This is a genomic window from Paenibacillus oralis (assembly GCF_003863965.1).
GTDB classification, from domain to species: domain Bacteria; phylum Bacillota; class Bacilli; order Paenibacillales; family Paenibacillaceae; genus Fontibacillus; species Fontibacillus oralis.
The window spans coordinates 1,827,289-1,851,852 of record NZ_RRCN01000001.1 but is presented as its reverse complement, the minus strand read 5'-3'; the positions used below and the strand labels follow the sequence as shown (position 1 = coordinate 1,851,852).

General features: G+C 50.5%; 24 protein-coding genes and 1 tRNA gene. 19 read left to right on the top strand and 6 right to left on the bottom strand.

All coding sequences use genetic code 11. The features are described from left to right. Nucleotides 1-678: 678 nt before the first annotated feature. Nucleotides 679-1,803 (top strand): C45 family autoproteolytic acyltransferase/hydrolase, encoded by a 1,125-nt coding sequence (locus EHV15_RS08775; protein WP_128630869.1) that lies wholly within the window; start codon nucleotides 679-681, stop codon nucleotides 1,801-1,803. 296 nt (nucleotides 1,804-2,099) lie between these two features. Here the strand turns inward: EHV15_RS08775 and gntK are convergent, their stop codons facing one another. The 4 genes from gntK to gnd all read right to left on the bottom strand — a co-directional run bounded on the left by gntK (nucleotide 2,100) and on the right by gnd (nucleotide 7,106). Beyond that, nucleotides 2,100-3,650, bottom strand: a complete 1,551-nt coding sequence (gene gntK, locus EHV15_RS08770) for a gluconokinase (RefSeq protein WP_128630868.1) — start codon at nucleotides 3,648-3,650, stop codon at nucleotides 2,100-2,102. A 257-nt stretch (nucleotides 3,651-3,907) separates the two neighbouring features. After that, nucleotides 3,908-5,269, bottom strand: coding sequence for a GntP family permease (locus tag EHV15_RS08765; protein ID WP_128630867.1), 1,362 nt, complete (start codon nucleotides 5,267-5,269; stop codon nucleotides 3,908-3,910). A gap of 150 nt (nucleotides 5,270-5,419) precedes the next feature. Then, nucleotides 5,420-6,091: a GntR family transcriptional regulator gene (locus EHV15_RS08760; protein ID WP_128630866.1), complete on the bottom strand. Its 672-nt coding sequence runs from the start codon at nucleotides 6,089-6,091 to the stop codon at nucleotides 5,420-5,422. Nucleotides 6,092-6,206: 115 nt separating this feature from the next. Next, the gene (gnd, locus tag EHV15_RS08755; protein ID WP_128630865.1) at nucleotides 6,207-7,106 is read right to left on the bottom strand and encodes a phosphogluconate dehydrogenase (NAD(+)-dependent, decarboxylating); all 900 of its coding nucleotides are present in this window, start codon (nucleotides 7,104-7,106) and stop codon (nucleotides 6,207-6,209) included. A 336-nt stretch (nucleotides 7,107-7,442) separates the two neighbouring features. Between gnd and rpmH the strand changes: the two genes are divergently transcribed. The 12 genes from rpmH (at nucleotide 7,443) to EHV15_RS08695 (ending at nucleotide 19,630) form a co-directional block, all read left to right on the top strand. Beyond that, nucleotides 7,443-7,577: a 50S ribosomal protein L34 gene (gene rpmH / locus EHV15_RS08750; protein ID WP_009223341.1), complete on the top strand. Its 135-nt coding sequence runs from the start codon at nucleotides 7,443-7,445 to the stop codon at nucleotides 7,575-7,577. Between the two features lie 132 nt (nucleotides 7,578-7,709). Next, nucleotides 7,710-8,060, top strand: a complete 351-nt coding sequence (gene rnpA, locus EHV15_RS08745) for a ribonuclease P protein component (RefSeq protein ID WP_036618220.1) — start codon at nucleotides 7,710-7,712, stop codon at nucleotides 8,058-8,060. A 75-nt stretch (nucleotides 8,061-8,135) separates the two neighbouring features. Next, a complete protein-coding gene (locus EHV15_RS08740) occupies nucleotides 8,136-9,023 on the top strand; it encodes a YidC/Oxa1 family membrane protein insertase (RefSeq protein WP_128630864.1) in 888 nt (295 codons plus the stop codon). Next, on the top strand, nucleotides 9,020-9,739 hold the full coding sequence (gene jag, locus EHV15_RS08735; RefSeq protein ID WP_128630863.1) for an RNA-binding cell elongation regulator Jag/EloR: 720 nt from the start codon (nucleotides 9,020-9,022) through the stop codon (nucleotides 9,737-9,739). The genes EHV15_RS08740 and jag overlap by 4 nt, the downstream gene beginning before the upstream one ends. A 1,047-nt stretch (nucleotides 9,740-10,786) precedes the next feature. Next, nucleotides 10,787-12,166 (top strand): tRNA uridine-5-carboxymethylaminomethyl(34) synthesis GTPase MnmE, encoded by a 1,380-nt coding sequence (gene mnmE, locus EHV15_RS08730; protein ID WP_128630862.1) that lies wholly within the window; start codon nucleotides 10,787-10,789, stop codon nucleotides 12,164-12,166. A gap of 125 nt (nucleotides 12,167-12,291) precedes the next feature. Further along, a complete protein-coding gene (mnmG, locus tag EHV15_RS08725) occupies nucleotides 12,292-14,178 on the top strand; it encodes a tRNA uridine-5-carboxymethylaminomethyl(34) synthesis enzyme MnmG (protein WP_128635252.1) in 1,887 nt (628 codons plus the stop codon). A gap of 8 nt (nucleotides 14,179-14,186) precedes the next feature. Then, entirely contained in the window at nucleotides 14,187-14,909 is a 723-nt protein-coding gene (gene rsmG / locus EHV15_RS08720) for a 16S rRNA (guanine(527)-N(7))-methyltransferase RsmG (RefSeq protein ID WP_128630861.1), read from the top strand. A 229-nt stretch (nucleotides 14,910-15,138) separates the two neighbouring features. Further along, a complete protein-coding gene (gene noc, locus EHV15_RS08715) occupies nucleotides 15,139-15,963 on the top strand; it encodes a nucleoid occlusion protein (RefSeq protein ID WP_128630860.1) in 825 nt (274 codons plus the stop codon). 277 nt (nucleotides 15,964-16,240) lie between these two features. Next, complete coding sequence (locus EHV15_RS08710; protein ID WP_128630859.1) at nucleotides 16,241-17,002, top strand: ParA family protein; 762 nt, start codon at nucleotides 16,241-16,243, stop codon at nucleotides 17,000-17,002. Beyond that, a complete protein-coding gene (locus EHV15_RS08705) occupies nucleotides 16,995-17,837 on the top strand; it encodes a ParB/RepB/Spo0J family partition protein (protein ID WP_128630858.1) in 843 nt (280 codons plus the stop codon). The genes EHV15_RS08710 and EHV15_RS08705 overlap by 8 nt, the downstream gene beginning before the upstream one ends. 109 nt (nucleotides 17,838-17,946) lie before the next feature. Then, on the top strand, nucleotides 17,947-19,107 hold the full coding sequence (locus tag EHV15_RS08700; protein ID WP_128630857.1) for an aminotransferase class V-fold PLP-dependent enzyme: 1,161 nt from the start codon (nucleotides 17,947-17,949) through the stop codon (nucleotides 19,105-19,107). A gap of 22 nt (nucleotides 19,108-19,129) precedes the next feature. After that, nucleotides 19,130-19,630, top strand: coding sequence for a DUF4446 family protein (locus EHV15_RS08695; RefSeq protein WP_128630856.1), 501 nt, complete (start codon nucleotides 19,130-19,132; stop codon nucleotides 19,628-19,630). Here the strand turns inward: EHV15_RS08695 and yyaC are convergent. Next, on the bottom strand, nucleotides 19,602-20,210 hold the full coding sequence (gene yyaC, locus EHV15_RS08690; protein ID WP_128630855.1) for a spore protease YyaC: 609 nt from the start codon (nucleotides 20,208-20,210) through the stop codon (nucleotides 19,602-19,604). The genes EHV15_RS08695 and yyaC overlap by 29 nt on opposite strands. 147 nt (nucleotides 20,211-20,357) lie before the next feature. On the opposite strand from yyaC, the gene EHV15_RS08685 reads away from it, so the two are divergent. From EHV15_RS08685 to EHV15_RS08665, 5 genes are all read left to right on the top strand, one after another. Continuing rightward, a complete protein-coding gene (locus tag EHV15_RS08685; protein WP_246061912.1) occupies nucleotides 20,358-20,591 on the top strand; it encodes a putative Se/S carrier protein in 234 nt (77 codons plus the stop codon). A 35-nt stretch (nucleotides 20,592-20,626) separates the two neighbouring features. Further along, on the top strand, nucleotides 20,627-21,490 hold the full coding sequence (locus EHV15_RS08680) for a mechanosensitive ion channel family protein (protein WP_128630853.1): 864 nt from the start codon (nucleotides 20,627-20,629) through the stop codon (nucleotides 21,488-21,490). A gap of 49 nt (nucleotides 21,491-21,539) precedes the next feature. Then, entirely contained in the window at nucleotides 21,540-21,776 is a 237-nt protein-coding gene (locus tag EHV15_RS08675; RefSeq protein ID WP_128630852.1) for a DUF951 domain-containing protein, read from the top strand. Between the two features lie 228 nt (nucleotides 21,777-22,004). After that, nucleotides 22,005-22,589, top strand: coding sequence for a glycerol-3-phosphate responsive antiterminator (locus EHV15_RS08670; protein WP_128630851.1), 585 nt, complete (start codon nucleotides 22,005-22,007; stop codon nucleotides 22,587-22,589). A 198-nt stretch (nucleotides 22,590-22,787) separates the two neighbouring features. Beyond that, a tRNA-Ser gene (locus EHV15_RS08665) sits at nucleotides 22,788-22,878 on the top strand. A 932-nt stretch (nucleotides 22,879-23,810) separates the two neighbouring features. Here EHV15_RS08665 and EHV15_RS08660 read toward each other — a convergent pair. Then, the gene (locus tag EHV15_RS08660) at nucleotides 23,811-24,026 is read right to left on the bottom strand and encodes a helix-turn-helix domain-containing protein (protein WP_128630850.1); all 216 of its coding nucleotides are present in this window, start codon (nucleotides 24,024-24,026) and stop codon (nucleotides 23,811-23,813) included. A gap of 122 nt (nucleotides 24,027-24,148) precedes the next feature. Here EHV15_RS08660 and EHV15_RS08655 point away from each other — a divergent pair, with 122 nt between their 5' ends. Beyond that, a complete protein-coding gene (locus EHV15_RS08655) occupies nucleotides 24,149-24,463 on the top strand; it encodes a hypothetical protein (RefSeq protein ID WP_128630849.1) in 315 nt (104 codons plus the stop codon). Nucleotides 24,464-24,564 lie beyond the last annotated feature (101 nt).

Below are 24,564 nucleotides of genomic sequence, written 5' to 3'. Positions count from 1 at the left end.
GAATAAACGATACTCAAAACTTAGATATTCACAACAAAAGCAATATAATCATAGCAAACCAAGGCTTATATTTCAATGTATTGTCTGCTTTTATCCACAAATTCAATAACTTGTGCATAATTCTCATGCACACCACTACATATTGTTTATAATTTGTTTAAACTTCGACATGATGCACGAAAATCTCAAAAAAATTATGCACAGGTTATTAATGGCAAGCTGACCGGCCTCTATTAACCTGTGCATATATTTTTTTAATAGGGCTCAGCCTAGATAGAAATCGGTGCTTGACTGCTGGTTACTGGACCGAACAGGCTTCGACGAACCGTCGGCTGGGCCTACAAAATAGCGCCACTTTATGTACTTATTATCCGGAGCAAGGTCTGTTCATCCCCATTAGCGGCATTTTTTGTCCTTATTTTCCTATGAAGTGTTCAGAAAGCGGGCATCACCTAGCGATTCGAGAAAATAGCGCCATAAATTACCTCTATTTCTCTCAAATGGACGAATATCGCCGAAATAACGCCCTTTTTTGCCCTTATGTTTTCCCCTGGAGTTTCTCTGGCAGCCTGATTTTGCAGTAGGATAGCAGAAACGATCAAGAATTATATTTTGCATTTGCCAGAATAGAAGCAGGGGGCCGAAATAGTAAAATTCATTTTGACTAGGAGGAAATGGATGATTAAAAAACAAGCTTATACGGTAGAGCTGCGGGGAACGAGTTACGAAATCGGCTTTGGCTTTGGCGAATTTGTGAAGGAGAATCCTGCACTCAGAGTTGTTCACACCGCTGGTTTTGACCGTTTTGACGAAGCCGGGGCGAAGCAAGCCGCCGAATTGTTCGACCGCTGGTGTCCTGGCCTTGCCGAGGAATTGCGGGGATTTGCCGACGCGCTGGAGGCCAAACCGTCGCAAATCGTCTATTACGCCATGACTTACTTGCGTCCGCGGTGCAGCCAGATCGCCGTGCTGCCGGGGATTTCCGCAAGCGGGAACCCGCTGCTCGCCAGGAGCTATGAATTCAGCCCTGATGCGGAGGATTTTACGCTGGTGAGAACCTCCGTGACCGGGAAGTATGCGCATCTTGGCACCAGTGTGCTGCATTTTGGCCGCGATGACGGTTTTAACGAATGCGGGCTTGCCGTGACGATGAGCTCCTGCGGCTTTCCGGTAGGGGCGCTGCCGTACATGCGCAGTCCGAAGCTGACCGGTTTGCAGTTTTGGGCGGTGATCCGCGCGCTCCTGGAGAACTGCAAAGATGTTCCCGAAGCCTTGTACTATATGAAAGACATGCCTATTGCTTTTAATATGAACCTGATGCTTGTAGATAAAGGCGGTAGGGCCGCGCTCGCGGAAACACTTGATGGCCGGATGGCCGTTAAGCAAATCGATCATTCCAGCGCTGACCAGCTTCTTTACGCAACCAATCATCCGCTGATGCCTGACCTGGTGCCTTATGAGCCGCAGGCGATGCGCAATTCTTTGCAGCGTTACGAACTGATCGGGCATTCGCTTCGGGGGAAGGGTGAAATTACGGAGGATGAATTGAAGCAGTTGCTGCTGGGAAAATTCCCGGCCGGCCTTAGCTGCCCGTATTATGAAGACTTTTTCGGCACAACCAAAAGCATGATCATCGACCCGGCCAAAGGGACTGTTGAACTGTGCTGGGGCGGACGGAGCGAAAACGGCTGGCACCGCTACGACATTCGCGAACCGCTTGCCGACAGCGCGCTGGACATTGAATTGCACGCGGAGGAAGCATACCCGGAATTTTTCGAGTCCGTGCCTATTTCGGCGAATTGATGGGGAGGCAGTAGGGGACCATTCAGGTCATATACGCGGATAGCGGTAAAAATGGTCGTTATTTTGGTTTGCAATGCTATATTCCGATCATTAGCGGAATTTTTTTCCTCTATTTTTGGTTATTTCGACGAAAACACCTTTTGCCGCCATCATCTGGGAGAATAACGCCATAAAATTCCGCTATTTTTCCAGCAAACCTTAAATGACAGAGATAGCGCCCTTTTTTGCCGCTATTTTTCAAGCTAACATGGGTGCAAAAAAGCCTGCCGATCCCAAAAGGACAGCAGGCTTTTCTCTTAATGTTCCTCGGTCAAGTGGCGTTGGAGCTTGGCGATCGCTTCGTAATCTTCTTCCAATTTGCGCGAAATGCGGATAAAGATTGGCAGAATCTGCTTGTAAACCGCGGTATGCTTCTCATTTGGCGTATGCATGTACGTTCCCCCGACCATTTCTTTGACGATATCGAAGGAATCGATTTCGCCCAGCGCGTATAAACCGAGGACAACCGCGCCGAGACAAGAGCTTTCGATGCTTTCCGGGATCACGACCTGTTGGTCGAAAATATCGGCCAGCATCTGCCGCCACAGCGGGGAGCGGGCGAAGCCGCCGGTCGCCTGGATTTTGCGGGGCCGTCCGATCTGCTCTTCCATCGCCAGCAGCACCGTGTACAGGTTGTAAATAACACCCTCCAACACGGCGCGGATCATATGCTCTTTCTGATGGTGCAGCGTCAGCCCGAAAAACGAACCGCGCGCGTTCGGATTCCACAGAGGTGCCCGTTCGCCGGTCAGATAAGGGTGGAAAATAAGGCCGTCGGAGCCGGGATTCACACGCTCGCCGATTTTGGTCAGTACATCATAAGGGCTGATGCCCAGCCGTTTCGCGGTTTCGACCTCGGAAGCGGCAAATTCGTCGCGGACCCAGCGGAAAATCACCCCGCCGTTGTTGACCGGGCCGCCGATCACCCAGTGTTTGTCCGTGAGCGCATAGCAGAAAATCCGCCCCTTCGGATCGGTTTTCGGCCGGTCGACGACCGTGCGGATCGCGCCGCTGGTGCCGATCGTGACGGCGACGACCCCGGGATCGATCGCGTCCACCCCGAGATTGGACAACACACCGTCGCTCGCTCCGACCACAAATGGGGTCGAGGTCAACAAGCCCATATCGTCGGCGTATTTTTGCGATAGCCCCTGCATGATATGCGTCGTCGGCACCAGCTTTGACAAGTGCTCCGGCGTAATGCCTGCCACGCGCAGCGCTTCCTCGTCCCAATCCAGCTTCTCCAAATTCATCAGCCCCGTGCAGGAGGCGATCGAATAATCGATCACGTATTCTCCGAACAGCTGGAGAAAAACATATTCTTTAATGGAAATAAACTTCCGCGTTTTCTGAAAAATATCCGGGCGCTCGTGGCCCAGCCACATCAGCTTGGTCAGCGGCGACATCGGATGGATCGGCGTTCCGGTGCGCAGATAGATGTCGTGGCCGCCCAGCTCGTTTTTGAGCCGCTCCGCGTAGTCCACACTCCGGTTATCGGCCCAGGTGATGCAGCGCATCAGCGGTTTGCCGTCTTCATCGACCGGGATGACGCTGTGCATCGCCGAACTGAACGAAACAAAGCCGATTTGCTCCGGTGCCAGGCCGCTTTTTTTCATGATTTGGCGAACCGACGTAACGACGGCGGAGAAAATTTCTTCCGGATCCTGCTCGGCGATGGAAGCGGAAGGGGTGTATAGCGGATATTCTTCGCTGGCGGAGGCGATCACTTTGCCGCTCCGCTCGAACAGGACCGCTTTGGTGCTGGTCGTTCCAATATCCAGGCCGATCATATAGGTCAGGGAATTCATTTTAAAACCTTCTCTCTATGTTGATATCTGTACTAAGTTGAACAAATAATTGAACGAATTGAGGCAGCTGGGTGAAATGTTCTTACGATCGCTGTTGTTCGCGGATTTCTTTGATTTAGTAAATTCAAACAAGGTAGAAATCCGCTCACAAAGGCGACCGCTGCCGCTTCTTCAGAATCATTTCACCCTCTTGCCTTTATCATTCCTAATTTAATAGTTCAACTTATCTGGCTAACTCCATTGTAAACATGATTTTTTTAGAAAATAAAGCTCAGAATCAGGATGAATACCAGTCCGACAACGGAAAGAATCGTTTCCATGGCCGTCCAGGACTTCAAGGTTTGCGGGACGGACATATTGAAAAACTCCTTCACCATCCAGAAGCCGGCGTCGTTGACGTGGGACAGCACGATCGAACCGGCGCCGGTGGCCAGTACGGCCAGTTCCACATTCGCACCCGGCGTCAAGGCGAGCACGGGCGCGACGATGCCCGCGGCCGTCGTCATGGCGACGGTAGCCGAGCCGGTGGCCACGCGGATCAACGCAGCTACAAGCCAGGAGAACAAAATAATGTTGATATTCGCTCCGGTGGCGATTTCGGCAATCGCCTGGCCGACGCCGCTGTTGATCAGCACCTGCTTGAACGCGCCCCCGGCGCCGATGATCAGCACGATCGTAGCGATCGGCGCCAGACATTCGCTCGTAAATTTGGAAATGTCGTGTTTCGTAAATCCACGGCTGTATCCGAGCGAAAAGAAAGAGAACACGACGGCGATCAGGAGCGCCATGATTTCATGGCCGATAAATCCGCAAAACAGCGTGACCGGGCTCGTTGCCTGCGGATCGATGATGCTTGCGATCGAACCGATCAGCATCAGGATCACGGGCAGCAAAATCGTGAACAGCGTCATGCCGAAGCTCGGCAGATTGCGGCCTTCCTTGACGGCAAATTGTTCGGCCAGCTCGGCGGGCGGCTGCAGCACGATGCGTTTGCCGATATATTTGCCGAACAAGGGCCCGGCGATGATCGCAACCGGCAGTCCGACGAGGATCGAATACAGAATCGTCCGGCCCAGATCGGCCCCGTAGGCGTCAATCGCAATCATCGGTGCCGGATGCGGCGGGACGAGCCCGTGCACGGTGGACAAGCCGGCCAGAATCGGAATACCGATCTGCAGCAGGGACATTTTCGTCTTTTTGGCTACGGTAAATACGATCGGAATCAGCAAAATGACGCCAACTTCGAAAAATACGGGGATGCCGACAATAAACCCGACGAGCATCATTGCCCAATGCACTCTTTTTTCGCCGAAACGGTCGATCAAGGTCGTGGCGATCCGTTCGGCTCCGCCGGATTCGGCCATCATTTTGCCCAGCATCGTGCCGAGCCCGATGACGATGGCGATCGTGCCCAGCGTGCCGCCGAGGCCGCCCGTGATCGAACTGACGACGTCGAGCGGCTTCATGCCGGCCAGCAGCCCAAGCAGCAGGGCGGAGATCAAAAGCGTAACGAACGGATTCCATTTATATTTGGAAATCAGCAAGACAAGAAAAACGATCACAAGCAAAGTCCATAACAGCAGCGTGGCGTTATGGCTCATTCCGAACAGCGTATCCAAATTGAGGTTCCTCCTTTTAATGGTTGGTGCCTATATTGCAACGCTTTCATTTCAATAGATTGATTGGATTTTAGTATGAGCTAAAATCAGATTCCCATTAGTGTATACTTGTCGACAACTTAAGCGGTCAAAGGCCGCACAAAGCCAGCCTCATTTGGGGATGCTCTTATGCAGCGTACGGCGGGAATCGGCAAAATACTCCTCGATGTTGCGCTGGATGATTTCGCTGTCCCGCGATTTAAAACTTTCTAACAGCTTGCGGTGCTTGCCTACGACGTATTCGATTTTTTCCTCGTCTTGCGATAATACCTCGCGGGTCGTAATCAGCATGACCGTCATCACGACTTGCCGGATACTGGTCCATAACTGCTCAATTCGCGAATGGCGGGCCCCCGTAATGATCGTTTCATGAAAACAAAGGTCCTGAAAAGCAAATTCCACCGTATCCCGATGCTTGCCGGCCAGTTCCATTTTGTCGACGATTTTGTCCAATTGGGACAACAGTTTCTCCGGATCGGCGGCGAGGCGCTGCCAGGCGAAGCTTTCAATCAAATAACGGACATCGTAAAGCTCTTCGATATCCTGCAAATTTAGGCCGCGAACGACAGCCCCCATGCGCTGCAAAGTGATCAGGCCTTCGCCGGAGAGCGTTTTCAGCGCTTCCCGGACCGGAGAGCGGCTTGTTCCGAAATCCGCGGCAATGCGGTTTTCGGACAAGATCTCGCCCGGTTTGATCGTGCCGCCGATCATTTGCAGCCGAAGCTCGGCGGCGATCGACTCGCCTAATGAGCCGCTTTTTAGCCATGAAGCAGGAAACTGCATTTATCATATCTCCTATTCAGATGAAATCTCCCGAGTGATCCTCTTCTCGTGAACACTTCGATCATAGCATGAAAGCGCCCTGGCGGTCAGCCGATATCCGCATGTTTTTAGCTGCTTATTTCGCCGATTCTACCGCGTGTCCGCCGAATTCGTTGCGCAGCGCGGCGACGACTTTGCCGTGGAACGTGTCGTTATCCAGCGAGCGATACCGCATAAACAGCGACATGGCGATGACCGGAGCGGTGGCCTGAAGATCAAGCGCCGTTTCGACCGTCCATTTGCCTTCCCCGGACGAATGCATAACTCCGCGAATGCTTTCGAGCTTCGGATCTTTGGAGAACGCGTTTTGCGCCAGCTCCATCAGCCAGCTGCGGATGACCGAACCGTTGGACCATACGCGCGCCACCTGCTCGAAATCGAAATCAAACGGGCTTTTGTCCAGCACTTCAAAGCCTTCGGCAATCGCTTGCATCATACCGTATTCGATTCCGTTGTGCACCATTTTAAGAAAGTGGCCGCTGCCGGATTTCCCCGCGTACAAGTAGCCGTTTTCAACCGCCAGATCGCGGAAAAGCGGTTCGATATGCCGGAAGGCCGTTTCGTCGCCGCCGATCATAAAGCAGGCGCCATGCTCCGCGCCTTCAACGCCGCCGGAAGTGCCCACATCAAAGAAGTGGATGCCTTTTTCCGAAAGCTGTTCGGACAGGGCCAGCGAATCTTTGTAATGCGAATTGCCTCCGTCGATGACCATGTCTCCTTGTTCAAGCAGCGGAGTAAGCGTCGTTACAACCGAATGCAAAGGCCCGCCGGCGGGGACCATCGCCCAGATGACCCGCGGAGCTTCCAAGGAAGCGACCAGTTGTTCCAAGCTGTTTGCGGGAACGGCTCCTTTATCGGCGGCATGGCTGACGGAATCCGGATTCATGTCGTAAGCTACGACCTCATGCTTGTGATCAAGCAAATTGGAAACCAGGTTCATGCCCATCTTGCCAAGGCCGATCATGCCAATTTTCATGATAATGTAGCACCTCTTTCTTTAACAGTATACTTGTATACAACTTCTCTTGTTCAATATACTCCTAAGCCTGAAACCTGTAAACCGGGGACGCCGGAAATTTTGTAAATGGAATGGCGCAAATCCCGTAAATATACTTTTCCACATGTGCATAACTTATATGCTTGGTCAATTTTTTGTTTGTCTGTGGACAACTTTTTTTGAAAAAACGGATTGTGAATTGTGCATAATGCTCGGTTGACTTTTTGCAGGCGGTATGATTAAATGGAAAAAGGCATTTTCTGTGGATATGAAAATGATGAAATCGATAGTGAATCCTGTAAGGGGGTGCGATAGATGAAACCGACTTTCAAACCGAATGTGAGCAAGCGTAAAAAGGTTCATGGTTTCCGTAAAAGAATGAGCACGAAAAACGGCCGCAAGGTTCTCGCTGCTCGTCGTCTCAAAGGCAGAAAAGTATTGAGTGCGTAAAGCGTGCGTTAAAGGCCACTGCGGTGGTCTTTTTTTTGTATGCGGCTTTATTTGCGGAAATGTTGGTCTATAATACTTTAGAAGTTACGCCCTTTGAAATCGATCAGGAAGTTTGAATCAAGGAGATAACTCGTGCATAAAAAACTTCGTTTAAGAAACCGGGCCGACTTCAATCGGATTTACCGGTTCGGAAAGTCCTTCGCCAACCGCCAGCTTGTCGTTTATTGGTCCAATAAGCCGGATATCGAACGGTTTCGGTTAGGGGTATCCGCCAGCAAAAAGATCGGCAACGCCGTGGTCCGCAACCGGATGCGCAGGCTGCTCAAAGAAATCGTGCGCCTGCATGAAGCCGAGATTCGCGACCATGTCGATCTTATCTTAATCGTCCGCAGCGGGGCCGTCGGGATGGAATATAAAGAACTGGAAAAAAGCGTGCTCCATGTGCTTCGGAAAGCCTCGTTGCTGCGGGCTTCCGGACGTTAGGGAGGCTTGTTTCTTTGTCCTTTTAAATATGTTATGATTTACGTTGAATGGATAGGTTAAGAGAGGGGTTTTGAAGTGTCGCGATTGATGACGAACAGAAGAAGATGGCTTCTTCTCCTTCTTGCGGTCGGGCTGGTGGCGGTTCTTGCCGGCTGCGCTCCGCAAAATGCTCATTTGGCTACCACGACGGAAAGCATGAAAACAAGCGGGTCGTGGTGGACCGCAAACGTCGTTTACTATTTTTCGTTGGCCCTGGATACGTTTGCAGAATGGTTTAACGGCGCATACGGGATCGCTATTTTGATTATGGTTATCATCGTTCGGACGTTGATTTTGCCGCTTACGCTAAAGCAGGTGAAAAGCTCCAAAGCGATGCAGGCGATCCAGCCCGAACTGCAAAAAATTCGTGAGAAATACAAGGATAATCCCGAGAAGCAGCAGCAGGAAACGATGAAGCTGTTCCAGGAGAACAAAGTGAACCCGATGGCGGGTTGTTTTCCTTTGATCATTCAAATGCCGGTGTTTATAGCGTTGTATAACTCCATTTACTACAATTCGGCGATCAGTGAGCATTCCTTCCTGTGGCTGCAGCTCGGAGAACCGGATAAGCTGTTTATTTTGCCGGCTATTGCAGCGATTACGACATTTATTCAAACCAAGATGATGTCGAACGTAAACCCGGCGGGGATGCAAGGTCCTATGGCGTTCATGATGTGGGTGTATCCGATCCTGATTTTTGTCATGGCGTACAATTTTGCCGCAGCGCTTCCGCTGTACTGGATTTTCAGCAACCTGTATACGATCGCGCAAAACTTCTTCATCTATCGTAAGAAGGACCCGGTTCCGGCCGTGGCAACCGCCGGCGGTGGTACGGAGAGTTCTTCCGGCAAGAAGCGGGGCGGCTCGAATTTGAAAGCCGGTCATCCCGGCAAAGGAGCCAAGGAGGCCAAAAAATCGAAATGAATAAAATCGTGACGTCGGGAAAAACCATTGAAGATGCTGTTAGACAAGGACTGGCCAAGCTCGGCACCACCGAGGATAAAGTCGCCGTAAACGTGTTGGAGCAGCCGTCAAAAGGATTCCTGGGATTGATCGGGGTGAAGGAGGCAAAGGTGGAGCTTACTTTGCTGGAAGAGCCCGATTCAGTGCCATCCCCGCAAGGGAGCGCTCCGGAACCCCCGATGTCTTCTTCCGCGGAAGCGGAGGAATCGCATCAGGGGAACAAGGATCCCTATGAGGAGGCGGCGTCATTCGTACGGGACGTCGGCAAGAACATGGGCCTGGATCTCAACGTCGAGACCATCCATGGCAAAGACAACACCGTGCTAAACATTTCGGGCCATGATTTGGGTCTCTTGATCGGGCGGAGAGGGCAAACCCTCGATGCTCTGCAATATTTGGTGAATATTATTGCCAACCGTTATTCGGATAGTTTCATTCGTATTGTATTGGATGCGGAAAATTTCCGCGAGCGCCGCAAAAAAACGCTGGAGGACTTAGCCGTAAGGCTGGCCGGAAGAGTCGTTCGTACGCGAAAAGAAGTCACGCTTGAACCGATGTCGCCGCAGGAGCGCAAAGTGATTCATTCCAAACTTCAGGATCATCCGGAGGTCAAAACGTACAGCAAAGGCGAGGAGCCAAACCGGCGGGTCGTTATTACACTGAAGCAAAGCAAATGAATGGGACGCAATGACGTTTGCTCGGCGTGAAGCCTGGGAAAACGTTGTTGCGTCCTTTAATATCTCAACCCTCCCAAACCCTCCCTTACCGTAAGGGAGGGCTCCCAAGGGCTCGCTGCCCTTGGGCATCCCGCAAATTGGAGTAACGTAGGAGGAAAAGAGGCGCTCCTGCTCGCTGTTCCCTTTGGGAATGCGCTTGGCTGCGTGCTTGGAACGCTTTTCCCCCTTCGGGTACGTCTTACTTGGGATGCTCCCGGGTAACCTGAAAACATGCTGGAGGCACTGCTGCTTTCGAAGCACCCGGGGTTACAGTGGCGAGCGGCTCGCTTGTCGCCCCTTCGGGGCACGCTCTACTTTCGGTGCTCCTGACTCTATGCGGGGAATCGCAGGGAAGCGGGAGTATAGAGTTACTGATGCGCGTGGTGGAGCGACTACCTGCAAGAAGGTCGCTGTCCCTGCGGGATGCGCTTAGGGTGGATCAAGACGTGAGGGTTAATGCTTCGAAGGGTCCGAGGTGCAACGGGTGCGGGGGTGGATGGACTGTCGTGCAAGGAGGCGCTGTCCCTATGGGATGCGCTTAGGATAGAGCAAGGCGCGCGGGTTGATGCTTCGAAGGGTCCGAGGTGCAACGGGTGCGGAGTGGATGGACTGTCGTGCAAGGAGGCGCTGTCCCTATGGGATGCGCTTAGGGTTGAGTTATCGGCCGGATCGAGCTTTGCGATGATCCGGGAATATGCCTGGCGAAACATTTTTGTGAGCCGGCGTTTATGCAGAAACGACTGAGTGAATGGGGAATAGCGGAGAGGGTCGTTTGAATCTGGAGAAGTGAAAGCTTTCCGGAGGAAAGCTGCATCGGAAGCATATGCTGTGTTCGCCTTTGCCATTGGATTGTAACCCTGTGGGGTGTTATTAAATGAAGACAATCCAATGGCAACAGCGATCGGAAGATCAAACGAGCAGCGCAGCGTCACATTCACGAACCATCATAGAGTCAACATTCACAAATTCTTCTTTGAACTACAACAACAAATAGCGAGGTGAACAAAAATGCTGAGCGATACGATTGCAGCCATATCCACCGCCGTAGGCGAAAGCGGCATCGCCGTCATCCGCGTCAGCGGACCGGAGTCGATCGCCGAAGTAGACCGTGTGTTCCGCGCCAAAACCCCGCTGCCGGAGGCGGAGACCCACACGGTCCATTACGGGTTCATCGTCGACCCGCAGACGGGTGAGAAGCTCGAAGAGGTGCTGGTCAGCGTGTTTCGGGCGCCCCGTTCGTTCACGACCGAGGACGTGGTCGAGATCAGCACGCACGGCGGGATCATCTCCGTCAAACGCGTGATGGACCTGCTGCTTCAGCAGCCCGGCATTCGCCTTGCGGAGCCGGGGGAATTTACGAAGCGCGCGTTTTTGAACGGGCGGATCGACCTGTCGCAGGCGGAAGCGGTGATCGACCTGATCCGCTCCAAGTCGGACCGGGCTTTTTCGGTGGCGCTGAAGCAGGTGGAAGGCGATTTGTCGCGGAAAATCAAAGCGCTGCGCCAAACGCTGGTGGAGACGCTGGCGCATATCGAGGTCAACATCGATTACCCGGAGCATGATGTGGAGTCGATGACGATGGCGTTTATCAAGCAAAAATGCGCGGAAGTGTCGGAAGGCATCGACGTGCTATTGAAAACGGCCAGCCAGGGCAAAATTTTGCGCGAAGGCATCACGACGGCGATTGTGGGACGGCCCAATGTGGGCAAGTCCTCGCTGATGAACGCCCTGGCACGGGAGAACAAAGCGATCGTGACGGACATTCCCGGAACGACGCGGGATGTGATCGAAGAGTACGTGACGATCAACAACATCCCGTTGAAATTGCTCGATACGGCGGGGATTCGCGAAACGATGGACGTCGTCGAGCAAATCGGCGTGGAGCGCTCGAAGGCGGCGGTGAACGAGGCGGATTTGATCCTGCTCGTACTCAATAGCGCGGAGGAGCTGCATGAGGACGAAATCGCTCTGATGGAGCAGCTTGCCGGCCGGTCTACGATCGTGCTGCTTAACAAAATCGATTTGCCGCAGCAATTGGATCGGGAGGTTGTGCGGCGTTATTTTAAAGAGGAATCGATTGTGGAATTGTCGGTGAGAACGGAGGAAGGACTGGATCATCTGGAGGAGGCGATCGCGCGCCTGTTCTTTGGGGGGCAGCTGGAATCCAATGATTTGACCTATGTCAGCAACGTCCGGCATATCGCCTTGCTCAAGAAAGCGAAGCAGTCGCTGGCCGATGCTTACGAAGCGGCGGATAGCGGGATACCGATCGACATTTTGCAGATCGACGTTCGGCTCGCCTGGGAACAGCTTGGCGAAGTGATCGGTGATTCGGCGCCGGATGCGCTGATCGATCAGATTTTCTCGCAATTTTGCCTGGGGAAATAAAGTTCCGAACGTATCAGCCGAGGCCGTTCATGGTATGATGATACAGAAGATTTTAATTATTTATTTTTTCAAAAATAAGCGGATAGAGATTCCTCTTTCTGTGGGATATAAGGAGGTTGTTTGTGATGGGATACGCTGCCGGAAGCTTTGACGTCGTCGTCGTCGGCGCGGGTCATGCGGGCTGTGAAGCGGCTTTGGCCGCGGCGCGGATGGGCTGCCGCACGCTGATGGTGACGATCAATTTGGATATGATCGCTTTTATGCCGTGCAATCCTTCGATCGGAGGTCCGGCGAAAGGCCATGTGGTGCGGGAAGTGGACGCGCTGGGCGGGGAAATGGGCCGGAATATTGATAAAACGTTCATCCAAATGCGGATGCTGAACACGGGGAAAGGGCCGGCCGTGCATGCGCTGCGGGCGCAGGCGGACAAGTTCCTGTACCAGCACACAATGAAAGAGACGATGGAAAAGGAACCAAACCTGACGATGCTGCAGGGGATGGTGGAGGAACTGATCGTGGAAGACGGGCAATGTGTTGGCGTGATCACGAAAACCGGCGCGGAATACCGGGCCAAAGCGGTTGTGGTGACCACCGGCACCTATTTGCGCGGCAAAATCATTATGGGCGAGCTGATGTACGAGAGCGGACCTAACAATCAGCAGCCATCCGTCAAACTGTCGGAAAACTTGCGGGATCTGGGGTTTGACTTGATTCGTTTCAAAACCGGCACGCCGCCGCGGGTGCACAAGGATACGATCGATTTTTCGCAGACGGAAATTCAGCCGGGCGACGCAAAACCGAAGTTTTTCTCTTACGAGACGAAAAGCTCCGACAACGAGCAGTTGCCTTGCTGGCTGACCTATACCTCGGAAGAAACGCACAAGATTATTCAGGATAACCTTCACCGCGCCCCGATGTTTTCCGGCGTCATTGAAGGAACCGGACCGAGATACTGCCCGTCCATCGAGGATAAAATCGTGCGCTTTAGCGACAAGCCGAAACATCAGATTTTTTTGGAGCCGGAAGGTAAAAATACGTCCGAATATTACGTGCAAGGCTTCTCCACGAGCATGCCGGAAGAGGTGCAGTTGAAAATGCTGCGAACGCTCCCGGGCCTGCAAAACGTGCAAATGATGCGGACCGGCTATGCGATCGAATACGACGCGATCGTTCCTACGCAGCTGTGGCCGTCGCTGGAGACGAAGCGGCTGCCAGGCTTGTTTACGGCAGGGCAAATCAACGGCACATCCGGTTATGAGGAGGCGGCTGGCCAAGGGATCATGGCCGGGATCAATGCGGCGCGCAAGGTGCAGGGCAAAGAGGCGGTCATTTTGGATCGTTCGCAAGGGTATATCGGCGTGTTGATCGATGATTTGGTCACCAAAGGGACAAACGAGCCTTACCGTTTGCTGACGTCCCGTGCGGAATACCGCTTGCTGCTCCGCCATGACAATGCGGACCTGCGGTTGACGCCGATTGGCTACGAGATCGGATTGATCACCCAAGAGCGGTACGACCGCTTCATCGATAAAAAGCATAAAGTCGAGCAAGAAATCGAACGCCTTAAAGCGGCGAAGGTCCGTCCCTCGGAAATCAACCCGCTGCTCGAGTCGGTCGGCTCGGCCCCGATCCAGGACGGCAGCAATTTGCTGACCATTTTGCGTCGGCCGGAAGTGACGTATGCGCATATCAGCTCGCTTTCTCCTTCCGATGTGGAGTTGGATGAAGAAATGCAGGAGCAGGTTGAAATTCAGATCAAGTATGCAGGATATATTGAAAAACAGCTGCTTCACGTTGAAAAGTTACAGAAAATGGAAAAGAAAAAAATCCCGGAAAATATCAACTATGAGGATGTTCAAGGGATTGCGACGGAAGCACGTCAGAAGCTAGCGAAAATTCGCCCGATTTCGATCGGGCAAGCGTCGCGGATTTCCGGGGTAACTCCTGCGGACATTTCCATTTTGCTGGTGTATTTGGAACACTACAATCGTGTGACCGCAGCGGGAGGTTGAGCTAACCATTGGATTCGATACAATCGGAGTTCCTTGCTCTGCTGAAAGATCATGACATCGAGATTTCGGATAACCAACTAAGCCAGTTTGAGACTTACTTTAAGGAACTTGTTTCCTGGAATGAAAAAATGAATTTAACCGGGATTACCGAACGGCATCAAGTGTATATTAAGCATTTCTACGATTCCGTTACCCTCGCTTTTCATATTCCGATGGGGGAGATTGTTACGATGGCGGATATCGGGTCCGGCGCCGGTTTTCCCGGAATCCCTTTGAAAATTTGTTTCCCTCATTTACAACTGACGATCATCGATTCGTTAAATAAGCGTATCCAATTTTTGCAGCATGTTGTCGATCAGCTTGGGCTGCAGGATGTTCAGCTTCTGCACGGCAGGGCGGAGGATTTGGGCCGCCAAGAGGGATTAAGGGATTCGTATGATTTGGTTACCGCGAGAGCGGTCGCGCGATTGGCTGTTTTGAATGAATTTTGTTTGCCTTTTACCAAGGCGGGGGGTGTTTTTGTGGCGATGAAGGGCAGCGATCCGGAGGAAGAGGTCAAAGAAGCGGCATACAGCCTGTCGCAGCTTAAAGGCCAATGGGTGAACACCGTACCGTTTACGTTGCCTATGGAAAATTCCGATCGTCATCTTGTCATCATTCGTAAAACAGGCCCAACGCCTAAAAAGTATCCACGCAAAGCAGGAACTCCGGTCAAGTCTCCACTTGTATAAATTGTTTCACCCTCTTAGCAAAATGTTCCACGTGAAACATCTCGTTAAGAGGGATTCTTTTCTGCAATATTCTTTTAAGTTCTAAAAAGAAGATAATAGGATTATAGAGGAAAAAGTGGTAGAATAGATATATCGGAAAAAAGATTGTACTGCTTCTCCATCCCATATCGGGATGCTATCCGTAAGGCTTGGCCTTATGTCACTATGAAACTAGGTGGTAATTGACGGAATGAAAGAACAATTTTCTAAATTGTTTGGTTTAACCGAACGGAGCAGCGGCGATGAAGTAAAGCAAATCCCGGTGGGGGAAATTGTCGGCAGTCCTTATCAGCCCCGGACCATTTTTGACGATGAGAAGATCGATGAATTGTGCCAAACGATTAAGACTCACGGCGTCATTCAGCCGATTGTCGTTCGCCATCGGAATGACAAGTATGAGATCATTGCCGGAGAACGGCGCTGGCGGGCGGTCAAAAAATTGGGATTGGAGACGATCCCGGCTATTTTGCGCGATTTCAACGATTCCCAGGCCGCATCGATCGCGTTGATCGAAAATCTGCAACGTGAAGGTCTTACTTCAATTGAAGAAGCTATGGCTTACCAAAATTTGATTGACCTTCATCAGTTGACGCAAGAAAGCCTGGCGCAAAGATTAGGGAAAAGCCAGTCGACCATCGCCAATAAAATTCGTTTGCTTCAGCTTCCGGAAGCTGTGAAAACGGCGCTCATGGAACGGAAAATTACGGAACGTCATGCGCGTGCTCTACTGTCCTTGGACTCTGAGGAACTGCAATTGAAAGTCCTGGCTGAAATTATCAGCAAGGAATTGAATGTGAAACAAACCGAAGCCAGAATTGCTTTTTACAATGAAGTTTCGAAGAATAAAAAGTCGGCTTCCAAACGAATCTCATTTACGAAGGACGTCAGACTGGCGTTGAATACGATTCGTCAATCGATTGATATGGTTTCCGGTTCAGGATTGCAAATTAAAACGGAAGAAAAAGATCACGATGATCATTATGAAATTGTCATTCAAATCCCTAAGCGTTCCTAGAATGCTCGCTGACCCTTACCGCGAGGTTTGCTGGTCAGCTTCTTTTTCGCAAATTCAGCCACATGCTCATGGAATGGAACGTTTTCCTCAACCCAATCATTCGATAGGATCAATCTGTTTCTGTTCCATAAACCAGCTCACGGTTTTTTAGGAAATCAACACTCGGGTGGAGATACGTCCGGGGGGCTTTTTGGTCTTTTTGTAGCTGCAACTTGGCGAATTTGAACATCTTTATGAACTACAAGAAGATTCTTCTATTATATTGAGGTGAACTGGATTGTCTAAAATCATTGCCATAGCGAACCAAAAGGGAGGCGTCGGAAAAACGACGACTTCCGTCAATTTGGGAGCTGGACTTGCTGCGATTGGAAAAAAGGTGCTGCTGATCGATATTGATCCGCAGGGAAATACGACAAGCGGCGTTGGCATCAATAAAGCGGATGTAGCCAACTGCATCTACGATGTACTCATTAATGAAGTGCATCCTAAAGAAGCTATTGCACATACCGAAATCGAAAATTTGGATATTATCCCCGCGACGATTCAGTTGGCCGGTGCTGAGATTGAGCTTGTACCTACGATATCCCGTGAAGTTCGTTTGAAAAAATCGCTTCAACCGGTTCGTAAATCGTATGATTACATTCTCATCGATTGCCCGCCTTCCCTTGGCATTTTGACGATTAATTCGTTAACGGCCGCCGATTCCGTGCTTATCCCGATTCAATGTGAATATTACGCCTTGGAAGGGCTAAGCCAGCTGCTGAACACCGTTCGCCTGGTACAAAAACATTTAAATACTTCGCTGCAAATTGAAGGTGTATTGTTGACTATGTTTGATGCACGCACCAACCTTGGGATTCAAGTGATAGAAGAGGTTAAAAAGTATTTTCAGCAAAAAGTGTACAAAACGGTTATTCCACGCAATGTTCGGTTGAGTGAGGCGCCTTCTCATGGGCAATCGATTATTACGTATGATCCACGCTCTAAGGGTGCGGAAGTATATTTAGAGTTGGCAAAGGAAGTGGTCTCTTATGAGTAGCAAACGATTGGGGAAAGGATTGGACGCTCTCATACCGTCGCTTTCTATTCAAGACGATGACAAGGTCATTGAGGTTCCTCTCAACCAGCTTCGTGCCAATCCGTATCAACCACGTAAAACTTTCGATGAAGAAGCTATACGGGAACTGGCTGAATCCATTCGCCAGCACGGAGTGATCCAGCCGATTATCGTGCGCAGCGTGCTGAAAGGTTATGAAATTATTGCCGGGGAACGGCGGTTCCGGGCTTCGCAATACTGCGGGAATACGACGATTCCGGCGGTGGTAAGAACTTTTTCCGACCAGCAGGTTATGGAAATCGCGCTCATTGAAAACTTGCAGCGGGAAAACCTGAATGCGATGGAAGTCGCAGTTGCTTACCAGGGATTGATGGATCAGTTCCAACTTACCCAAGAGGAGTTATCCCTTAAGGTGGGGAAATCCCGGTCCCATATCGCTAACTTTTTGCGGCTGCTGACATTGCCGGATGAAGTTAAAGATTATGTTTCACGTGGAACATTGTCGATGGGACATGCTCGTGCATTGGTTGGATTAAAGGATCCGGCGACGATTAAACAGCTGGCCAAACAGTGCATTGATCATGAGTGGAGCGTTCGCGACCTGGAGGAAGCCGTTCAGCAGCTCGATCGCAAAAAACAGGAAAAATCAAAAACCACCAACAAAAAACGTGATCCTTATATTGAAGAAGTAGAAGAGAATTTGCGGGAACGTTATAAGACGACCGTCAAAATCAAGTCGAACAAGGATAAGGGGAAAATCGAGATCAACTATTACAGTTTGCAGGACTTGCAAAGAATCCTTGATATGTTGGGTTAACCGGGCGATGACATATTCATCTTTTCCGTGAAGCGGCTTGCTTTAAAGGAGAGAGGAATATGTCATTCTTGGTCTGACGGAAAAGAACTGGGGAGGATGTGGGGGACGGATGAAGGATAGGCCGGTGATATACCTGGATCATGCAGCCACATCTTGGCCAAAACCGCCTGGGGTAGGAGAAGCCATGTTGGAAATACTAAATGGACCAGCTGCCAATGCGGGGCGCGGAAACCATAGTATGGCGCTGCAGGCGGGACGGGTGTTGTACAAAACGCGGGCCCAGCTTGCAACTTTATTTCATATCTCAAATCCCAATGACATTGCGTTCACCTCCAATGCGACCTCAGCTTTGAACATGGCGATCAAAGGATGGGTCAAACCGGGAGACCATGTCATCGCGACCATGGTTGAACATAACTCGGTGAGAAGACCGCTTGAATATTTGCGGCGAATCCAAGGCGTCGCGGTGGACTATGCAAAAGTGAATCCCCAGGGCGAAATCGATCTTGATCAAGTCCGGTCCATGTTTCGTCACAACACAAGACTGGTCGTTTGTACGCATAGTTCAAACCTGCTTGGATGTATTTTGCCTGTAAAAGAGTTAAGCGCCATAGCCCATGAACAAGGGGCGATTGTGCTGCTTGACGCTTCGCAAACCGCCGGCTCCTATCCGATCGATGTCAAGGACTTGGGAATCGATATGCTGGCGTTCCCCGGACATAAGGGGCTTTTGGGACCCCAAGGGACCGGGGGGCTTTACATCGATCCGGGCATCGATTTGGAGCCTTTACTGCATGGCGGGACAGGAAGCCAATCGGAGGAGCCGGAGCAGCCGGTAGTTCGGCCGGACCGGTATGAAGCCGGAACGGGGAACGCGCCGGGGATCGCCGGTCTTGGAGCGGGAGTGGGCTACGTGCTTAATGAAGGAGTCCAAAATTTATACCGCAAGGAATGGGACTTAACACAGAAATTAATGGAACAGTTGCTTGCCATAAAGGGCCTGTCCATATTGGGGCCGGGGCTGGGAAAACTTCGTACCGGCATCGTCGCTTTTACGATGGCCGGACACGAGGCTTCGGAGTTGGCTTTTACACTGGATCGGGAGTTTGGCATCGCCGTGCGGGCCGGTTATCATTGTACACCGCTTGGGCATGAAACGGCCGGGACATTGGAAGGTGGAGCGGTTCGGGCCAGCGTAGGGTACAATACGACGAACAGCGATATCGAGGCGCTGGCAGCGGCCTTGATATCGATCACCAAGTCATTTTAGGCATAGGGGAGTAGACAATAGCATGCGGGATTGGAATGATCTCATCTTAGACCAGCTGTTTTTGGTTGTTGGCATAATCATCATTTTGTTTGTTTGGTTGTTCGTCTGGAATTTGGTTCAGGGTGGAAAATTGCGGAAGATGAGAAAAAAATACGATCTGATGATGCAGGGGACCGGCGTTGAGGACCTGGAAAGCCTGCTCATCGATCTGAAAATGCAGCAAGGTAAAATCGAAGATATCCAAGAAACTCAAGCTCGCCAGCTTGGCGAATTGCAGCGTCTGATGCCGAAGCAAAAAGCAAAGATCGGGATTAAACGGTATAACGCGTTTGGTGAACGAGGAAACGACCTGAGCTTCTCGATTGCGTTTATCAACGAAGATCAGGACGGGGTTGTGCTTACCGGGATATACAATCGGGACGGTTCCTTTGTATATGCCAAGTCTTTGTCGAAGGGCGAATCATCGCACGCGTTATCTCCGGAAGAACAGGAAGCTATTGCCCTCGCCGCGATAAAGGAGTAAGGTTTCGATTCCATTCTTTGATCGCGGTGTAAACGCAATTGGCAATGATGTCCGAAAGCCGCATCACAAGACTAAGCCGCGTGTTTTGCAATACAAAATATTCCATGAAGCCGCCGACATTGACGATGCCCGTTAGATGGATATCGCCGACCGGCGGCAGTTCTTTATTTACTCCCGCGCCGGGACGCAACGGCCCTTGAACAACCTGGATCGACCCGACGCTCGACGTTTGGCCGAGGCAGGCGTCAATACCGATGATAAACGGATCGTCGAAAGTGCGGTTGATGAGCTCGAGTGTATCCTTGAGATTCATGGCATGAACGGGTTCGTCAAGCGTCCCGAAAAGATGGAATTGCGGGCAATTATATTTTGCGAGAGAAGTGCCTACCAAAGGGCCAAGGCAATCTCCGGTCGAACGGTCTGTCCCAATGCAGATAACGACGATCTCCTGTCCGGGAGCGATTTGGGCAAAATGCAGAAGCAGACGATGAATGATGGCGGAATGAATTCCTGGCTCGGTATGGGCGATTTTTAAATACGGGATTTGTTGGCCTGAAATTGACGGCTGAAGCTGTGACATGGAATCTCCCTTTCCTCAAGTAAAATAACGTCAAAAACAGTTCGTAGATTTAGTAGATAGTATATGGAAGAAACCGGGATTATATACTCGGACTATAGTCATGTATTTAAAAAAGGGGGAACGACGGTGGGGGAAGTGTGGCTGGTGATGGCCTTTGATTCAACGCAGCAAGCTTTGCGTGCCGAAATGCTGTTGGAATATGCCGAGATAGACATCGATTTGTGCCCGACGCCCAAGGAGATTACCGCAGGCTGCGCCTTATCGATCCGTTTTCCATCAGAGGCTTTGGAAAGGGTGAAGGAGATCATTCGCAGCGAAACAGTGGAAATTCGAGGCATTTACTCGCCGCGGCCGATGGGCTATGATAGCATAGAGCTATAATCCGTCAGGATTTGTTCGAAAGGATGATAGATGCAATGTGGTTGGAGATGCCAACGGATGAAATGCTGAATGCCGCTGTTACCTGGAAGGATAAAGTTTGGAACTGGTTTTCGGACATGGATATGTGGCAAGACGTGCTGATTTCCGCATTGAAAATACTGCTTATCTTTATTTTAACCCGCTTATTTGTAAAGGTGATCTATCGCCTGATCGACCGTTCCTTGGAGCGGAGGGAAAAGAACCGGCTGCAAATGAATCCCCGCAGACTGGTGACCGTAGGGGAGTTAATGAAAAATATAACGTCCATTACGGCGAATTTTATTTTGTTGATGCTGGTGCTGGGGGAGATCGGTTTTCAATTGGGGCCGCTGTTGGCGGGCGCCGGTGTATTGGGATTGGCGATCGGGTTTGGCGCACAGGCTTTGGTCAAAGATGTGATTTCCGGCTTTTTCATTATATTGGAGGATCAATTTGCGGTGGGGGACGTCATTCAGACCGGCACATATAAAGGAACGGTGGAGATGATCGGTCTGCGTTCAACGCGGCTGGCCAGTTGGACCGGGGAGGTGCACATTATACCAAACGGCACGATTACCAACGTTACGAACTATTCGATTGGGAACGCGTTGGCCGTTGTTGACTTGTCGTTTAGTCAAACCCGCAGGCTGGAGGAGAGTATAGAGCTGCTGAAAGCTGCGATGGAGAAACTGAAGAAGAACCATCCGGAGGTTTCCCAGGCGCCAAACGTGCTTGGCATCCAATCCATGTCGTCCAGCGAATACGTCATTCGGATCGCCGCGGAATGTTCGCCATCGAAACGTACGGAGGTGGAGCGCTTGATTCAAACCTTCGCCAAGGAAGCTTTGGAGGATGCGGAGTTGGGGAAGGGAGTACAATAGGGCAGCAGAGTTAGGGTAGGGATTAATGCGTGTAGAAAGGGGAAGGGCCATGGAGCGAAAATCTTTTCAATTGGGCGATATTGTGCAAATGAAAAAAAACCATCCGTGCGGGAGCAACGAAATGGAAATCATCCGCATGGGGATGGATATCCGCATTAAATGCGTAGGCTGCAAGCACAGCGTACTGGTGCCTCGCGCCAAGTTCGAAAAAAACATGCGCAAGGTGCTGCGTTCCGCGGCGGCACTGCAGGAAACGGAGCAGCAGCCCCCTGAGCAGACGGATTAAGGGCCATCGGAAGCATAGGGTTACACGTGTAAACCCAATTGTAGAACATTTCACCCGGCTGCCCGTATCCGTATAATCATTAGTTCAACTTATATAGTTCCCGGCAGAGGTGGTTCGACGCTTATGGCGCCGAATGCGCCTCTTTTTACATCATTTGAACAAAAGGCCCGCATTTCCTTAATATATCGGCAGTATGCTAAGTTCAGAACGGGGGAAGAGGTGAGAAGCATGAGTGGCTATCCAATTATCGCCTCCATTACTCAAGACATCATGATCTCTGCTGCTGTGGACGGTAAAGTCGAGCGCGTTATTTTGATGGCGGGCAACATAATGACGCTGGATGAGATCGTCAAGCAATTACGCAAAAAGAACAAGCAGATTTACGTCCATGTCGAAATGGTGGGTGGAATCGGCCGGGATGCCTCGGTGATCGAGTATTTGGCCGAAATGTTCGCCATCGACGGCATTGTCACGACAAAAAGCAATATGGTTGTGGCGGCAAAACAGGTTGGCATCAAGTCGATTCAACGGGTATTTGCGATCGATTCGGCAGCGGTGGAAACGGCGATTCGCATGATCCAGCATTGCGACCCGGATGAGGTGGAACTGATGCCTGGGCTTATGCCGCGTATTATCCGCGAGTTCAAGCAGAGGATTGACCAGCCGTTGATAGCAGGAGGGCTAATCCGCAATCAGGAGGAGATCGACACGGCCTTCCGAAGCGGGGCCAGTTATGTGTCGATCGGGAATCCCGATTTTTGGAATGATTTTGCTACCGGCAGCATGCCAAAGCAGCACTCGTCCCAAAAGTGAATAATGCCTAAGGGTGGAGACGCTGAGAAAACCCAAAAGCAGCCTTCCTTGCTAAGATATGCACGGTGTAGATTGTTTTTTTGTTTTCGGCGTTTTTTGCTGTCTTGGCGGAGGAGGGGGTTTACATAATTTGGATAAAACGGTTTGTATCATTCTATTGCAATGCTACAAGATCTATGGTACAATAAATATTGCTGTGGAGAGGTACCCAAGAGGCCCAAGGGGGTTGACTCGAAATCAACTAGGCGTCGCAAGGCGTGCGTGGGTTCGAATCCCACCCTCTCCGCCATTATACACAAACCGCATCATTATGATTTGTACATAACTGAATGATTCTGAGCCTTCTACGTTATAATCGCGTAGAAGGCTTTTATTATGAATAAATGAGCCGGAGAGAAGACGTAAACTTAGACGTACTGCAAGATGCTAAATCAGAAATTTAATTTATTTCAGATATAAATGAAGAATTATCTAACTCAACCTAATCATCAGCGCTTGACAGTCAAGTCGGTAACCGATCGTGGGAAGAAATATTGGAAGGGTATTGAAAGCTTGAGGACAGGGAAGGCGGTGGGTTGGTCGGCAGATCAACATCCGCTGTCCGGACGCTTTTGCACGATTATCCCGTTTGATCCGGAAGCTGAGAGGAAGATAAATTCAGGAGAAGAAAATAGGTTTGGGAGAGCAGACATGCTCGAGATCGTTAGACAGGTTTGTGAGAAGGAAGTTTAGGAGAAGTGAAGCAGACCTGACGGGAGGAACGGGGGAAGACACCGGGAAAAATGAAAGGACCGTGATTAGCCCCACCCTCTACCCCTGAACTAAAGGGATAATCGTGCAAAGCAGCATACAGGGAATACCAAGACACGAACGCAATAGACAGCCACCTCAGAGCCAAAGTCATAATTTATTTTGTCAAGCACTGATCCCGGTTTTGAGCTATTATCTAAGTTACTTTAAGGGATCTAGTAAAAATTTACCACACTATGTAATTCGCCAGCACCTGCGGAGCCTTTGCCGCAAAACTGGCGTTTTTATTTCCACTATTTCACCGCACCTTGCCGCAACCCTTCCGATAACTCTCCCGTGCCCAAAACGCCTAAAATTACCGTAAATTCCACGGAAAACGCACGATAAAAAGCCGCGAACTCAACATTCGACGGCCGGTATGTACATTTTGCATATTATTAGGTTTGTTTTTTACTGACAAGTGAAAATGGCCTACTCCTTTTCTAATATGATCAATTCTGATATGTCGTCGATTTCGAGCGCGTCAGCGATCTTCGCTAAGTGCTCCTTATTGATTACTGTTCGCGAATCTCTGACTATTTCGCTTATCGTGCTTGGACGGAGTTCCGTTTTTTCCGCGAGTTGTAATTGTGTCATTCCTCTCCGTTTGAGAATTTCTCCGACCCTTGAAACAACTGTTCGAGCCATAAAATCGCCTCCATAACGTTATTTTAAAATATCGAAATAGGGATTGACAATGCCTGGATAACGATATATTGTTATATATGTGGATAACAAAATAACGTTATTAAATTATAGGAGATTTCGCTATGAGCTCTATTATCCTTGTACCAGTTTACGAAATTGGGCTTTTTCGTAACTGCCGAACGAACCTTATCGAAGTCACCCCCGGCATGGCCCGTACCGCACGGCATGTAACCATTGATCCCTCGATTTTCTTCGCCGTATTCTCACGTATCAACCGGAAATGGGCCAACGATATGGTTGACGCGACGGCGGAACAATTAAGCGCGCTGGACTTCGAAATCCCCCCAAAGCCGTACCATTTCCGCGAGGTTACGGGTTGGTGCCGCTGGTTACGCGACTTAAACATCAGGCTCGAAATCGAGGACATGGGCCCATGAGGTTCCGCGTCGGTAAAGTTATTAATAGGCGGCTATACGTCCGTACACGCGGCGGTAACTGGATTGATTTACGGTTATTATTTCAAATTTAAGAGGACGTA

Bases quoted from the DNA above. Each gene is read 5' to 3' on its own strand.
- EHV15_RS08775 (WP_128630869.1), top strand. From the start codon at position 679: ATGATTAAAAAACAAGCTTATACGGTAGAGCTGCGGGGAACGAGTTAC.
- gntK (WP_128630868.1), bottom strand. From the start codon at position 3,650: ATGAATTCCCTGACCTATATGATCGGCCTGGATATTGGAACGACCAGC.
- EHV15_RS08760 (WP_128630866.1), bottom strand. From the start codon at position 6,091: ATGCAGTTTCCTGCTTCATGGCTAAAAAGCGGCTCATTAGGCGAGTCG.
- gnd (WP_128630865.1), bottom strand. From the start codon at position 7,106: ATGAAAATTGGCATGATCGGCCTTGGCAAGATGGGCATGAACCTGGTT.
- rpmH (WP_009223341.1), top strand. From the start codon at position 7,443: ATGAAACCGACTTTCAAACCGAATGTGAGCAAGCGTAAAAAGGTTCAT.
- jag (WP_128630863.1), top strand. From the start codon at position 9,020: ATGAATAAAATCGTGACGTCGGGAAAAACCATTGAAGATGCTGTTAGA.
- mnmE (WP_128630862.1), top strand. From the start codon at position 10,787: ATGCTGAGCGATACGATTGCAGCCATATCCACCGCCGTAGGCGAAAGC.
- mnmG (WP_128635252.1), top strand. From the start codon at position 12,292: ATGGGATACGCTGCCGGAAGCTTTGACGTCGTCGTCGTCGGCGCGGGT.
- noc (WP_128630860.1), top strand. From the start codon at position 15,139: ATGAAAGAACAATTTTCTAAATTGTTTGGTTTAACCGAACGGAGCAGC.
- EHV15_RS08705 (WP_128630858.1), top strand. From the start codon at position 16,995: ATGAGTAGCAAACGATTGGGGAAAGGATTGGACGCTCTCATACCGTCG.
- EHV15_RS08700 (WP_128630857.1), top strand. From the start codon at position 17,947: ATGAAGGATAGGCCGGTGATATACCTGGATCATGCAGCCACATCTTGG.
- EHV15_RS08695 (WP_128630856.1), top strand. From the start codon at position 19,130: ATGCGGGATTGGAATGATCTCATCTTAGACCAGCTGTTTTTGGTTGTT.
- yyaC (WP_128630855.1), bottom strand. From the start codon at position 20,210: ATGTCACAGCTTCAGCCGTCAATTTCAGGCCAACAAATCCCGTATTTA.
- EHV15_RS08685 (WP_246061912.1), top strand. From the start codon at position 20,358: ATGGCCTTTGATTCAACGCAGCAAGCTTTGCGTGCCGAAATGCTGTTG.
- EHV15_RS08680 (WP_128630853.1), top strand. From the start codon at position 20,627: ATGTGGTTGGAGATGCCAACGGATGAAATGCTGAATGCCGCTGTTACC.
- EHV15_RS08675 (WP_128630852.1), top strand. From the start codon at position 21,540: ATGGAGCGAAAATCTTTTCAATTGGGCGATATTGTGCAAATGAAAAAA.
- EHV15_RS08670 (WP_128630851.1), top strand. From the start codon at position 22,005: ATGAGTGGCTATCCAATTATCGCCTCCATTACTCAAGACATCATGATC.
- EHV15_RS08660 (WP_128630850.1), bottom strand. From the start codon at position 24,026: ATGGCTCGAACAGTTGTTTCAAGGGTCGGAGAAATTCTCAAACGGAGA.
- EHV15_RS08655 (WP_128630849.1), top strand. From the start codon at position 24,149: ATGAGCTCTATTATCCTTGTACCAGTTTACGAAATTGGGCTTTTTCGT.